This is a genomic window from Pseudomonas putida (assembly GCF_003228315.1).
Classification (GTDB): Bacteria; Pseudomonadota; Gammaproteobacteria; order Pseudomonadales; family Pseudomonadaceae; genus Aquipseudomonas; species Aquipseudomonas putida_S.
Window position 1 is genome coordinate 13,839 of the sequence record NZ_CP029693.1, and the last position, 13,053, is coordinate 26,891.

General features: G+C 61.1%; 9 protein-coding genes. 7 read left to right on the forward strand and 2 right to left on the reverse strand.

Annotated elements, in window-relative coordinates; translation table 11 throughout:
- Window positions 1-30 precede the first annotated feature (30 nt).
- Both DKY63_RS00055 and DKY63_RS00060 read left to right on the forward strand, forming a co-directional pair.
- On the forward strand, window positions 31-2,382 hold the full coding sequence (locus tag DKY63_RS00055) for a sulfatase-like hydrolase/transferase (protein ID WP_110962200.1): 2,352 nt from the start codon (window positions 31-33) through the stop codon (window positions 2,380-2,382).
- A gap of 14 nt (window positions 2,383-2,396) precedes the next feature.
- Window positions 2,397-3,512, forward strand: a complete 1,116-nt coding sequence (locus DKY63_RS00060; protein WP_110962201.1) for a formylglycine-generating enzyme family protein — start codon at window positions 2,397-2,399, stop codon at window positions 3,510-3,512.
- Window positions 3,513-3,562: 50 nt separating this feature from the next.
- Here the strand turns inward: DKY63_RS00060 and DKY63_RS00065 are convergent, their stop codons facing one another.
- Window positions 3,563-3,772, reverse strand: coding sequence for a hypothetical protein (locus tag DKY63_RS00065; protein ID WP_110962202.1), 210 nt, complete (start codon window positions 3,770-3,772; stop codon window positions 3,563-3,565).
- Window positions 3,773-3,997: 225 nt separating this feature from the next.
- Between DKY63_RS00065 and cax the strand changes: the two genes are divergently transcribed.
- Both cax and DKY63_RS00075 read left to right on the forward strand, forming a co-directional pair.
- Window positions 3,998-5,077 carry a calcium/proton exchanger gene (gene cax / locus DKY63_RS00070; protein ID WP_110962203.1) on the forward strand — a complete coding sequence of 360 codons (1,080 nt, stop codon included), beginning with the start codon at window positions 3,998-4,000 and terminating at the stop codon, window positions 5,075-5,077.
- Window positions 5,078-5,622: 545 nt separating this feature from the next.
- Entirely contained in the window at window positions 5,623-7,482 is a 1,860-nt protein-coding gene (locus tag DKY63_RS00075; protein ID WP_110962204.1) for an ABC transporter ATP-binding protein, read from the forward strand.
- A 149-nt stretch (window positions 7,483-7,631) separates the two neighbouring features.
- On the opposite strand, the gene DKY63_RS00080 is transcribed toward DKY63_RS00075, so the two are convergent.
- A complete protein-coding gene (locus DKY63_RS00080) occupies window positions 7,632-8,549 on the reverse strand; it encodes a bifunctional helix-turn-helix transcriptional regulator/GNAT family N-acetyltransferase (RefSeq protein ID WP_110962205.1) in 918 nt (305 codons plus the stop codon).
- A 223-nt stretch (window positions 8,550-8,772) separates the two neighbouring features.
- On the opposite strand from DKY63_RS00080, the gene DKY63_RS00085 reads away from it, so the two are divergent.
- From DKY63_RS00085 to DKY63_RS00100, 3 genes are all read left to right on the forward strand, one after another.
- Window positions 8,773-10,899, forward strand: coding sequence for a TonB-dependent siderophore receptor (locus DKY63_RS00085; protein ID WP_110962206.1), 2,127 nt, complete (start codon window positions 8,773-8,775; stop codon window positions 10,897-10,899).
- Between the two features lie 300 nt (window positions 10,900-11,199).
- Window positions 11,200-11,622 (forward strand): hypothetical protein, encoded by a 423-nt coding sequence (locus DKY63_RS00095; RefSeq protein WP_110962208.1) that lies wholly within the window; start codon window positions 11,200-11,202, stop codon window positions 11,620-11,622.
- Between the two features lie 183 nt (window positions 11,623-11,805).
- On the forward strand, window positions 11,806-13,017 hold the full coding sequence (locus DKY63_RS00100; protein WP_110962209.1) for a patatin-like phospholipase family protein: 1,212 nt from the start codon (window positions 11,806-11,808) through the stop codon (window positions 13,015-13,017).
- The last annotated feature ends 36 nt before the right edge of the window (window positions 13,018-13,053 follow it).

Sequence of the window (13,053 nt, forward strand, 5' to 3'; positions counted from 1 at the left end):
GTCGTGCGCGTCGACTCTGGAGCATGTCGGATGAAATCTCGTTCATTGCTGATATTGATCTCGATTAGCGCACTGCCCCATATCGCGACAGCCGCTGATGCGGCTGTCAGTTGGCCGGACCGCAGCGTCCTGCCGATTCCGCTGTCGCCCTTCGAGGGCAAGATCGGCAAGGACTACACCCAGTCCAGGGAAGCCTGGCAGCAAGTACCAACGGCCCCGGCCGACGCACCCAATGTGCTGATCATCCTGCTCGATGACGTGGGCTTCGGGCAGAGCAGCACCTTTGGCGGGCTGATCCCGACGCCCAATCTGGACAAGCTTGCGTCCGAAGGCCTGAAGTTCAATCGCTTCCATACCACGGGCATCTGCGGCCCTTCGCGCGCCGCACTGTTGACCGGGCGCAATCATCACGACGCCGGCAATGGCTTTTTGATGGAATGGGCCACCGGGCTGCCCAACTACAGCACCCTGATTCAACGCGATACGGCAACCATCGGCGAGATCCTCAAGGACAACGGCTACAGCACCTCGTGGTTCGGCAAAAACCACAACACCCCCGACTGGGAGTCCTCGGCGGCCGGCCCTTTCGATCGCTGGCCGACGGGCATGGGCTTTGAATATTTCTACGGCTTCAACGCCGGGGAAACCAACCAGTACTATCCGGTGCTGTTTGAAAACACCACGGCGGTAGAGCCCAAGACCCAGCCGGAGCAGGGCTACCACTTGATGACGGACATGACCGATCGGGCCATTTCCCGTCTGCGCTACACCAAGAGCGTGGCCCCCAACAAACCCTATTTCATGTACTTCGCGCCGGGCGCGATGCACGCACCGCATCAGGTCGCCAAGGAATGGCGAGACCAGTTCAAGGGCAAGTTCGACATGGGCTGGGAGAAATACCGCGAGATGGTTTACCAGCGCCAGCTGGAGATGGGCATCATCCCGCCCGATACCAAGCTGACGCCCCGGCCTGATTGGGTGCCGGCCTGGGACAGCCTGTCGGCCGACCAGAAAAAACTCTATACCCGCCTGATGGAGAACTTTGCCGGCTACTTCGCGTTCACCGATCACGAGATCGGTCGTCTGCTGGATACCGTCAAGACGCTGCCCGGTGCCGAGAACACCATCGTGATGTACATGGTCGGTGATAACGGTGCTTCGGCCGAGGGCGGGCCGGATGGCACGATCAACGAGATCAAGTCGCTCAATGGCGAGAAAACCGCGATCGAGGACACCCTCAAGTACTACGACGAAATCGGCGGGCCGACCACGGAGGCGCATTACCCGGTCGGTTGGGCGTGGGCCGGCAACACACCGTTCCAGTGGGTCAAGCAGGTCGCTTCGCACCTGGGGGGCACGCGCAATCCGATGGTGGTGTCGTGGCCGGCCAGGATCAAGCCTGATCCCAAGCCCCGCGACCAGTTCCTGCACCTGGTGGATGTGGTGCCGACCATTCTCGAAGCGGCGCACCTGCCCATGCCGGTCAGCGTCAACGGCGTCCAGCAAAAGCCCCTGGCCGGCGCTTCCTTTCTCAGTGTGTTCACCGATGCCAAGGCGGCGTCGCCGCGCTCGGAGCAGTACTTCGAAGTGCTGTCCAATCGCTCCATCTATGACAATGGCTGGAAAGCCGATGCCCAGCACACGCTGCCGTGGCGCCAGGACCTGGCGCCCGGCAAATGGGACGAGGACAAGTGGGAGCTGTACAACCTGGACAAGGACTTCAGCGAGTCCAACGACCTGGCGGCGCAGATGCCGGACAAGCTGAAGGAGATGAAGGCGAAATTCGAACAGCAGGCCACCCAGTACAACGTCTACCCCCTGGATGATCGCGGTGCGGCACGCATCAGGGTGCCCAAGCCCGGTGTGCCGGGGTCGCAACCCGATGCGAAGCAATACACCTACTACGCCGGCGCCACCCGGCTGGCTGAATCCGCCGCGCCTAACATGAAGAACCGCTCGTGGACACTCACCGCACAAATCGACACCCACAGTGACCAGGACAGCGGCGTGATCATGGCGATCGGCGGCGTATCGGCGGGCATGTCGCTGTACCTCGACAAAGGCAAACCGGTGTTCCACTACAACTGGTTCGAGGAGCATCGCTACGTCGTGGCCTCCGAGCAAACCGTGCCCAAAGGCAAAAGCACGGTGGTGCTGGACTTTGCCTACGACGGCCAGGGTCCGGGCAAAGGCGGCACGGCCAAAATCCTCGTCGATGGCAAACAAGTCGCCGAAGGCCGCGTCGACAAAACCGTCGCCGGCCGTTTTGGCATCGACACCTTTGGCATTGGCGAGGACAGCGGGCAACCGGTGTCCAATACGTACAAGCCGCCGTTCAGGTTCGAAGGCGACATTGCCAAGGTTGTAATTGATCTGAAATGACTGAGGAATTGCGTATGCGAGCATGGAACCGACGCTGGAGCCTGGCGCTACTCCCGTTGCTGGTGGTGGGTGCAGGGTTGTCTTATGCGGGTTATCAGCATTGGCGTGGACCTGCGCCGTTGACGGTGGGGGATGGCAAGTCCGGCCCGATGAACATGGTCTGGATTCCCTCCGGTGAGTTCCTGATGGGCAGCGACCACCAAAAGGCGCAACCCAATGAGGGACCGGCGCACAAGGTGCGGCTGGAGGGTTACTGGGTCGATCGCTATGACGTGACCAATGCCGACTTCGCCCGGTTCGTGGCCGAAACCCGCTATGTCACCACCGCGGAGCGCAAGCCCGACTGGGAAGACTTGAAGGTGCAGTTGCCACCCGGCACGCCAAAGCCGGACGACAGCCTGCTGGTGCCGGGAGCCATGGTGTTTGTCGGCAGCGAGCGACCGGTTCCGTTGAATGACTTCAGCCAGTGGTGGGCCTTTGTACCCGGCGCGAACTGGCGTCACCCGACTGGCCCGCAAAGCAGCATCGAGGGCAAGGAGGCCCATCCAGTGGTGCAGGTGTCCTATGCCGATGTCCAGGCCTACGCGCGCTGGGCCAACAAGCGCCTGCTGACGGAGGCCGAGTGGGAATACGCCGCCAGGGGAGGGCTGGAACAGGCCACCTACGCCTGGGGCAACGAGTTCGCGCCGGACGGCAAGCCGATGACCAACACCTGGAACGATGCGCAGCCCTTTCCGGTGACCAGTGCCAGCACCCTGTTCAAGATCGGCACCAAGCCGGTGGCCACTTATCCGGCCAACGCCTACGGCTTGTACGATATGTCCGGCAACGTCTGGCAGTGGGTTGCGGACTGGTACCGCACCGATGCATTCAAACGCGTTACCGAGCGCCAGCCCGCAGGTGGCGTATCGGTGAATCCGAAGGGGCCCGACGACAGCTATGACCCCGGGCTGGGGGCTGCCGCCAACGCGCCGCAGCGAGTGATTCGCGGCGGGTCATTCCTTTGCAGCGACAGCTATTGCACCAGCTTTCGAACCAGTGCCAGGCAAGGCTCCGATCCCGCCAATCCGATGTCCCATCTGGGGTTTCGCCTGGCGATGAGTGAGGCGCAGTGGGACGGTAAGCGCTGAGTATCCAGCGACTGTAATGAGTCACTTGCGCCAGCGATCTGCTGGAAGAATCAGGCGCCCCGCAGCGTTCGAAAATGCTCGGCCGTCCAGTGTTTTTGAGTTTCCAAAGGCAGGACGTGGGGAGCGCATACGCGCTCTTCCAGCTTCGCCGCGTATTGCTCGGCGGAGATCTGGTTGGAAAATGTGATGTTCATCCCGTAGGCGTGAACCACCCATACAGGATCGGGCTGCCTGACGACGAACTCGATGGGGAGCACCATGGATTTCTCCCGGGCATTGAGAGAACCAACACTAAAAGTGTAATGGAAAGCTCAAGAAAGGTAGCACCGGGGAGCGGTTGCGACCCGGCAATCCTTCAACGGAATCGACATACCTGTCAGTTCGAAATGGCCTAAGCAAGGCTTTTGACGCGGGCCTGGCAACGCACCATTCTTATCAGGATTGCGTGCCATGGATCCGTACTCTTCAGTGCGAGGACCGCCTCGATGCTCATCTGGATGCTGGCCTTCGTTCCCATCGCCATCGTGTTGGAATTTGTCGTGCCGCAGCAGCATCTGTGGGTGTTCCTGGCGGCAGCGCTGGCGGTCATTCCGCTGGCAGGTTGGCTGGGCAAGGCCACCGAGCAACTGGCGGAGCGCTCCGGTGAGGGCGTGGGCGGGCTGCTCAATGCGACCTTTGGCAATGCCACCGAACTGATCATCGCCCTCAGTGCGATGCGGGCCGGCTTGTACGATGTGGTCAAGGCGTCCATCGCCGGCTCCATCGTCGGCAATATCCTGCTGGTGCTTGGTGCTTCCATGCTCGCCGGTGGGCTGCGTCATTCCGAACAGCATTACAACGCATCCGCAGCCCGATCCCAGGCGACCTTGCTGACACTGGCCGCCATTGCCCTGGTGATGCCTGCAGCGTACAACGCGGTGATCGCCGTACGGGCGCCGATGGGGCTGCAACGCTTGAGCCTGTATATCTCGCTGGTCCTGCTGCTGGTGTACGGGCTGTTCCTGACGTACTCGCTGGTGACTCACAGAAGCTACTTCGCCGGCGATTCCAAGGCTCAGGACGAATCGCAAACAGAGGGCCTCTGGTCAAGGGGCAAGGCAATAGCGGTGCTGGCGGTAGCGACAGTCCTGATTGCCTGGGTCAGTGAAATCCTGGTGGCCGCCATTGAACCCACCGCTCGCCAGCTGGGCCTGAGCAATCTGTTCATGGGGGTGTTCGTCGTCGCGATACTGGGCAACGCGGCGGAGCATGCCTCGGCCATTTCCGCCGCGATGAAAAACCGCATGGACCTCACGCTGTCCATCGCCATTGGTTCCAGTGTCCAGGTGGCCTTGTTCGTCGCGCCGGTCCTGATCCTCGCCAGCTACTTCATCAGCGCCGTGCCCATGGATCTGGCGTTCTCCAACGGTCTGGTACTGAGCCTGCTGATGGCCGTGCTGATCACCGGCCAGGTAGCGGGCGATGGGCGTTCGGATTGGCTCAAGGGGGTGCAATTGCTGGCCGTCTACCTGATTCTCGGCCTGGCCTACTTCTTTACCCCGGATATTCCAATGGCCCACGGCTGACAGTCGCACCGCCTCTGCATCACAAATCCCGTGTTCGCCGAAGATCCCTGTAGGAGCGAGCCTGCTCGCGAAGGCGGCGTGACAGTCACCATTGATGCTGGATGTGCCGGCCTCATCGCGAGCAGGCTCGCTCCCACAGGGATAGGTTGTGGTCGCCGGATTTGTGTTCGCTGAAGATCAAAACTGTGGGAGCGAGCCTGCTCGCGAAGGCGGCGTGACAGTCACCGTTGATGCTGGGTGTGCCGGCCTCATCGCGAGCAGGCTCGCTCCCACAGGGATAGGTTGTGGTCGCCGGATTTGTGTTCGCTGAAGATCAAAACTGTGGGAGCGAGCCTGCTCGCGAAGGCGGTGTGACAGTCACCATTGATGTTGGGTGTGCCGGCCTCATCGCGAGCAGGCTCGCTCCCACAGTGGATTGAAGTCGTTCGCCTATCCTGTGTACGACACAAAAAACTTTGGGGGCGTGCTGAAACGTTGAACCCTTAATCTGCGAAACACGCGGTTAAATGGCAGAATCCCCTGACATGACTATTCAGGAGACGACAATGCTTCGTGTGTTTGAACGAAGACTCGACCCTTTTCCACCCGATGAGTTACCTCCGCCACCCGTTGGCCTGGGGCGGTTCCTGTGGGCCTGCACGCGGGGCGCGCGTGGTTACATTCTGCTGTTTGCGCTGCTCAGCGCTGGTGTGTCGATCTACGAAGCCTGGCTGTTTTCCTTTCTCGGGCAGGTCGTGGACCTGCTCTCCGCCTGGCAGTCGGGCGGTGCTGCTTCGGGGCAAGAGAGCCGTGTGCTGTGGGGGATCGGCATCGTCCTGGTCTCGAGCATCGGGCTGGTGGCGCTGCGCACCGTGGTGCAGCACCAGGTACTGGCGATCAACCTGCCGTTGCGCCTGCGCTGGGACTTCCATCGCCTGATGCTGCGGCAAAGCCTGTCGTTCTTTTCCGATGAGTTTTCCGGGCGGGTCACCACCAAGGTGATGCAGACGGCGCTGGCCGTGCGCGAAGTGCTGTTCACCCTCATCGAAATCGCACCGGGGATCGGGGTCTACTTCATTGCGATCATCGCCCTGGCCGGCGGCTTCGCCTTGAAGCTGATGCTGCCGTTCATTATCTGGATCGCGCTGTTCGGCCTGGCCATGCTGTACTTCGTGCCACGCCTGGGACAGGTCGGCCAGGAACAGGCCCACGCACGGTCATCGATGACCGGTCGCGTCTCGGACGCCTACACCAACATCACCACCGTGAAACTGTTCTCCCACTCCAAGCGTGAGGCGCACTTCGCGCGCGCGGCCATGGAGGATTTCAAGCACACCGGCTTTCGCCAGATGCGTCTGGTCAGCCAGTTCGAAATCGTCAATCAGGCGCTGGTGGTCGGGTTGATCATGGGCTCCGGCGGCTTTGCCCTGTGGCTGTGGCACCAGGGCGAAGTCGGTACGGGAGCGGTGGCGGCGATCACCGCCATGGCGCTGCGTATCAATGGCATGTCGCACTGGATCATGTGGCAGATGACCTCGCTGTTCGAAAGCATCGGCACCATCCAGGACGGCATGGCGACCCTGACCCGCGGCCCCAAGGTGCAGGATGCGCCGAACGCCGGTGTACTGGTGCCCGCCGGCGGCGCGGTGAGCTTTGAGAATGTGCGCTTCAACTACAGCGGTGAGCGCCAGGTGCTCGATGGCTTGAGCCTGAACATCCGCCCGGGAGAAAAGATCGGTCTGGTGGGACGCTCCGGCGCTGGTAAATCCACCTTGATCAACCTGCTGCTGCGCTTCTACGACGTGGACAGCGGCGAGATTCGCATCGACGGACAGAACATCGCCCAGGTGACGCAGGACAGTCTGCGCAGCGCCATCGGCATGGTCACCCAGGATACGTCCCTGCTGCATCGCTCCATTCGCGACAACATCGCTTATGGCCGTCCGGAGGCGACCGATGCACAGATCCGCCAGGCCGCGGCCAATGCCCAGGCCGACGGATTCATCAGCCAGTTGAAGGACCCCCAAGGCCACAGCGGCTATGACACTTTGGTGGGTGAGCGCGGAATCAAGCTCTCGGGCGGCCAGCGTCAACGCATTGCCATCGCCCGGGTGATGTTGAAGAACGCGCCGATCCTGCTGCTGGACGAGGCCACCAGCGCCCTGGATTCGGAGGTCGAGGTGGCCATCCAGGAAAGCCTCGACGAGATGATGCAGGGCAAGACCGTCATCGCCATTGCCCATCGGCTGTCCACGATCGCGGCGATGGATCGGCTGATTGTCATGGATGAGGGGCGGATCATCGAGCAGGGGACCCATGCCGAGCTGCTCAAGAAGAACGGCACCTATGCGCGGCTTTGGCAGCATCAGAGTGGCGGGTTTCTTGGGGAGGATCAGGGGGTGGTCGAGGCGATGGATCAGGCTTGAGTTGAGCGGGGTGTGTCAGGTCAGCTACAGGTGACTGACCTGGCGTCATCGCGGGCAAGCCTTGCTCCTTCAGGATTTTCGCCAATCCTCTGTAGGAGCAAGGCTTGCCCGCGATGGGGCCGGAACATTCAACATCACTGCCGGCACTCTCACAAATCCCGCATCCAGGTTTCACTCACCAGATCCTTGCCAAAGCTGTGCATCGGCTCTTCTTCGATCAGCTCAAACCCGGCCTTCTGATACAGCCGGCGAGCGTCAGTCAGGATGCTGGTGGTCCAGAGCATCATCTTTTCGTAACCGGCATGCCGCGCGAAGGACAGGCATTCCTCGATCAACCGCTTGCCGATGCCCAGGCCTCTGGCGGACGCGTCGACGTACAGCATCCTCAGTTTGGCGGTCTTGTCGTCGTGCCTGACCACAAAGATCGAGCCGACGACCTTGCCATCCTTTTCCGCGATCCAGCAGCGCTCGCAAGTCCGATCGAACTCCCTGAGAAACTTCGCGACGATCTCCGACACCAGCGCTTCGAATTCCGAGTTCCAGCCATATTCGCGGGTATAGAGCGCTGCCTGCTGTTGGACGACGATGCCCATGTCGCCGGCTTGCGGGTCGCGTAACAGGTAGGAGGTACTTCGGTCGCCGAGCAGTTGCCGGACCTGAGTCATGGCCTGGACCAACTGCTCCTGCTGCGGCGCCGGCAGTCGTTGCAGCAGGGCGCCGACGGCCTGTCGGGACGCTTGCTCCAGATCCTCCAATACCCCTCGACCGGCATCGGTGAGCTTCAACTCGGAGGCTCGTGCATCGCTTGCCGAGCGGGTTTTCTCGATCAGTTGCTTCTTCTCGAAACCGTTGATGATCCGGCTGAGATAGCCGGCATTCAGCCCGAGCAACTGGCAGAGATCGGCACTGGTCAGGGCCGCGCGGGCGCCCAGCTCGAAGAGAATCCGGCTTTCGGTCAAGGAGAATTCGGCCTGGTTGAGGTGTTCCTGCAACACACCGATCTGCTGTGTGTAGAAGCGGTTGAACTGGCGAACCGTCTCGACGTGGTCATTGGAGGGGGTGGTCATGAGAACCTCAACATTGATTGCTTTTGGCAACTATTTATTTGCTTAAGGCAACCATGTCAACCGATTTTATGGTGTCCACCAGCAAATCGCCCGGTAAAAACCCAGACCCTTGGATAAATACAAATGAGAATCTCTATTAATAGATAATCTGTTGGTATACCATGCGCCGCAATTTTCTGGCTCGTATGCCTTTTCTTTTGGCCATTTACACAAGGTTTTTGTGATGCGTCGTACTGCGGTGTCGATCTGTGTGCTTCAGGCGTTTTCTGCTTCCTCCTGGGCGGAGCAAGCCATAACCGACAAGACCAGCCTGGAGTTACAGGCAACGGACATCGTCGGTACGTCTGACTTTGAAACCGCCCTGGGCCCTGTGGACGGCTACCGTGCGACCCGTTCGGCCAGTGCAACGCGCACCGACACGTCGATTCATGAAACACCGCAGTCCATCAGCGTGGTGACCCGGGACGTGGTGGAGGACATCAGCGCCACCCGCCTGCAGGACGCACTCGATTACGCGGGAGGCGTGGGCCGGGCCAACAACTTCGGCGGCCAGGGGCTGACCACCTTTACCGTACGCGGCTTCACCACCGGTGAGTTCTATCGCAACGGCTTCCCGATCAACCGCGGCTATCCGAACATGCCGGATGCCAACACCATCGAACGCCTCGAAGTGTTGCGCGGACCCGCGACCATGCTCTATGGCCGTGGCGATCCGGGTGGCACCTTCAACGTCGTCACCAAACAACCACTGGCCCAGCCCACGGTGACACTGGGCAGCCAGCTCGATGATCAGGGGATGCAGCGCGGCACCCTGGATGCCACCGGCCCTCTGGACGAAGAAGGCCGCCTGGCCTATCGCCTGAATGTGGTGGGTGAGGGCGGCGACACCTTTCGCGATCACGTCGAGACCGAGCGCTACGGGGTCACGCCGGTGCTGAGCTGGCAGGCGACCGATGACACCAAAATCGTCTTCGAGGGTGATTTCATGCGCAACAATCACCCGCTGGATCGCGGGCTGACGCGCTACCCCAATCAAATCGGCACCGCCTCCCGCGACACCTTTTTCGGCGAAAAAGACGTCGGCAAATTGCACAATGACAACAACATGGCGCAGCTGCGTTTCGAGCACTTTTTGAGTGACAACTGGACGCTGGGCGGTGGCTTCCAGTGGCTTGACGGCACCCTGCAGGGCAATGCGGTGGAGGCCAACGGCGTCGCGGCGGACGGCCGGACCCTGGGGCGCAATTTCAACTACCGCAAACTGGAATGGACGGACAAGGACACGCAGCTCAACCTCACCGGGCATATCAGCGCCGGTGGCTTTGACCACACGCTGCTGACCGGCGTCGAGTACGAAGACTACGACTACAAGTCGATCATCCAGCGCTCCAGTGGGGCGGTGAGTGCCTACCCGATCGACATCTTCGACCCGGTGTATGGCCAGCCGCGTCCGGCGCTTACCCGAACTCCAACCAATGACAAGGAAAACCTCAAGACCTACGCCGCTTTCATCCAGGACCAGGTGGCGTTGACCGAGCGTTTGAAACTGTTGGCCGGGGCCCGTTTCGAGCGCTTCGAACATGAATACGAAACTTTTGTACCGGGCGGCCGCAACTGGCAGGCCAGCGACAACGCGGTGACCCCGCGTGTCGGTCTCACCTATGACCTCACTGACACCGTGGCGCTCTATGCCGATACGGCTCGCTCGTTCAAGCCCAATACCGGCGCCAGCCGCGAGGGTGGCGGATTCGAGCCGGAGAAGGGCAAGTCCTGGGAGGCCGGAATCAAGTGGGAAGCGCTGGACAGTCAGCTCAGTGTCGACGCGGCCATCTACCAGATCGAAAAACGCAACGTGCTCACCACCGACCCGGTGGACTCGACCTTCAGTGTGGCGGCAGGTGAAGTGCGCAGCCGTGGGTTCGACCTCAATGTCGCCGGCAACCTGACCCCGCAGTGGCGAGTGATCGGTGGATATGCCTATGTCGATGCCGAAGTGACCAAGGACAACGTCATCAAGTCCGGCACCCGATTGATGAACATCCCGCAGAACAGCTTCAGCCTGCTCAATGTCTACGAGTTCCAGGACGGGGCACTCAAGGGCCTGGGCCTGGGGACCGGCCTCAAATACGTTGATGAGCGTGCCGGGCAGACCGCCAACACGGCGTTTTCCATGGACAGCTACACCGTTGTCGATCTGCTGGGTTACTACAAGCTCAACGACAAGGTCCGGCTGAATCTGGATGTGAAGAACCTGACTGACGAAGACTATGAGGAAGGGGCTTTTGGCAATGTGTACGCCTACCCGGGGGCGCCGAGAACGGTGCAGGTCGGTATTTCCTACACACTCTGAAAGTTTGAACCTGTAGGAGCGAGCCTGCTCGCGATGGTCTCAAGATCGCCGCGTTCTGCCAGTGAACACGCGTAATCGTTGACGACCATCGCGAGCAGGCTCGCTCCTACAGGGAGCTGCCGCGCAGACCGGTCAAGCCGTACTAAGTTTCCGCCGAAAAAAGATATTTCCAAACAGACACAAATCCAGAACTTTTCCTTGTTTATCAGTCTATGGGGATAGGCACATTCGCTTGGCGAGCGCGATCCCGCAAGCCAGATGGCCACCTGTCCAATCGCCAATCAGAGGTTGTCTTCGATCATGAAATTCCTTGACCCACGGATGGTGCTGTTCGGCCTGTTCGCGTTTGCGGCGGTGGGCTCGGCATCGGCAACACAGATGAAGGTTTCGACCGCTGCTTTTTCACCGGATGCCGCCACTGAAATCGCGGCCGTTCAGGCACCGGCCAAGACTGTCGGCAACCCTTGGCCGACCCTGGCGAGCACGCTGGACAAACAGCCAGGACCCTTGCTGGCCCATGACGACGGGTACTGGCGTGACGGCCGCTGGCATGATCGCCGGGACGATTGGCGTCGGGACGATTGGCGCAGGGAGCAATGGCGCCAGGAGCAGTGGCGTCGAGAGCAGGCCCGACGAGAAGCCGAGCGCCGTCATTACTGGGACCGCCATGACGATCGGGCCAGGGCGCACCGCTACGACGATCACCGCTACTATCGTCGCTAAGGCGAATTCGTATAGCGCCCGGAGCGCGCGACCAATGGTTTTTTCTTGTCCTGTAAAGGAGCGCAGAATGAGCCACCTGGCGTTCGAGTGACCTGCCGCTGTCGGCCGGCGCGCAGTTATCCCGAACACTTTTCGAGGACGACGAGCGCGCCTGCTGTCGACTGCAGGGGCGCAGGAGGCGCTTTGAAACCATTCCCGCTCAAGCCTGGCGCTGCGACTCTGGACCTGTTTCTGCAAGCATGGCTGCCACGCCGTGACGCTGTCCCGCCAGGCTTGACGGAAAAGGCGGTCATTCCCGGTATTCCTGATGCGCGCTACCGACTGGACCACGACCTGACGCCGTTCATTCAGGATGCGGTGCTATCCAACAAGCGTGAGGGCCAAGCGCTTGCGGCGGCCGGCAAGCCCAACGACACGCTGCCGCTGGCCAGCATGCTGGCGATTTCCGGCGGCGGTGATGCTGGCGCCTTCGCGGCGGGACTCATTGCCGGTTGGACCACCCATGGCACGCGCCCCATGTTCAAGGTTGTCACCGGCATCAGCGCCGGTGCCCTGGTGGCGCCGTTCGCTTATCTGGGGCCCGGGTACGACGGCGTGATTCGCCATGTCACCAACGGCATCGGCCCCAAAGACATTTTCCATTCACGCAACGTGCTGACCCGTCTGGCCAGCGACGGCATCGCCGACAGCAAGCCACTGTCGCGGCTCATCGCCAAATACGTCACCACGGAGATTCTGGCGGCGGTCGCCTCGGAGTACGCCAACGGGCGGATTCTGCTGATCGGCACGACAGACCTCGATTCAGGACGCCCCGTCACCTGGAACATGGGCGCCATTGCCGCGAGCCAGGCGCCCGGAGCACTTGAACTGTTTCGCAACATCATGCTCGCCTCGATGAGCATTCCCGGCGCCGTCTCACCGGTGATGATCGATGTGGAGGTCGACGGCCAGCAGTTTCAGGAAATGCACGTGGACGGCGGGGTCATCACGCAGGTGTTTCTTTACCCGCCCAGCACCGTGATGTCGCTGAGCAAGGCCGCCGGAGCACCCTTGAGGCTCGAACGCGAGTTCTATGTGATTCGCAACGGCACCCTGGAACCGCAGTGGTCCGGCACCAAGCGCCGTACCCTGAGTATTGGCGGGCGGGCCATCAGTGCCTTGATCCAGACCCAGGGGATCAGCGATCTGGAGCGTATCTACCGGATGGCGCAGCAGGATGGCGCGGATTTCAACCTGGCGTACATCGGCGCCGACTTCGATGTTGCGCACCTGCGCAAATTCGATGGCGAGTACATGAGGCGGTTGTTCGACTACGCCTTTCAACTCAGCGCGAAGGGCTATCCGTGGCACAAGTCGGCGTCCCTGGAGAAAACCCGGCTGCGAATTCCCCTCTGAGGGATCGGGTCACTCCCGCCATTGATCCGGTTTTAC

Excerpts from the sequence above, each read along its gene's own strand:
- DKY63_RS00075 (WP_110962204.1), top strand. The coding sequence starts at position 5,623 with ATGCTTCGTGTGTTTGAACGAAGACTCGACCCTTTTCCACCCGATGAG.
- cax (WP_110962203.1), top strand. The coding sequence starts at position 3,998 with ATGCTCATCTGGATGCTGGCCTTCGTTCCCATCGCCATCGTGTTGGAA.
- DKY63_RS00095 (WP_110962208.1), top strand. The coding sequence starts at position 11,200 with ATGAAATTCCTTGACCCACGGATGGTGCTGTTCGGCCTGTTCGCGTTT.
- DKY63_RS00085 (WP_110962206.1), top strand. The coding sequence starts at position 8,773 with ATGCGTCGTACTGCGGTGTCGATCTGTGTGCTTCAGGCGTTTTCTGCT.
- DKY63_RS00065 (WP_110962202.1), bottom strand. The coding sequence starts at position 3,772 with ATGGTGCTCCCCATCGAGTTCGTCGTCAGGCAGCCCGATCCTGTATGG.
- DKY63_RS00055 (WP_110962200.1), top strand. The coding sequence starts at position 31 with ATGAAATCTCGTTCATTGCTGATATTGATCTCGATTAGCGCACTGCCC.
- DKY63_RS00060 (WP_110962201.1), top strand. The coding sequence starts at position 2,397 with ATGCGAGCATGGAACCGACGCTGGAGCCTGGCGCTACTCCCGTTGCTG.
- DKY63_RS00080 (WP_110962205.1), bottom strand. The coding sequence starts at position 8,549 with ATGACCACCCCCTCCAATGACCACGTCGAGACGGTTCGCCAGTTCAAC.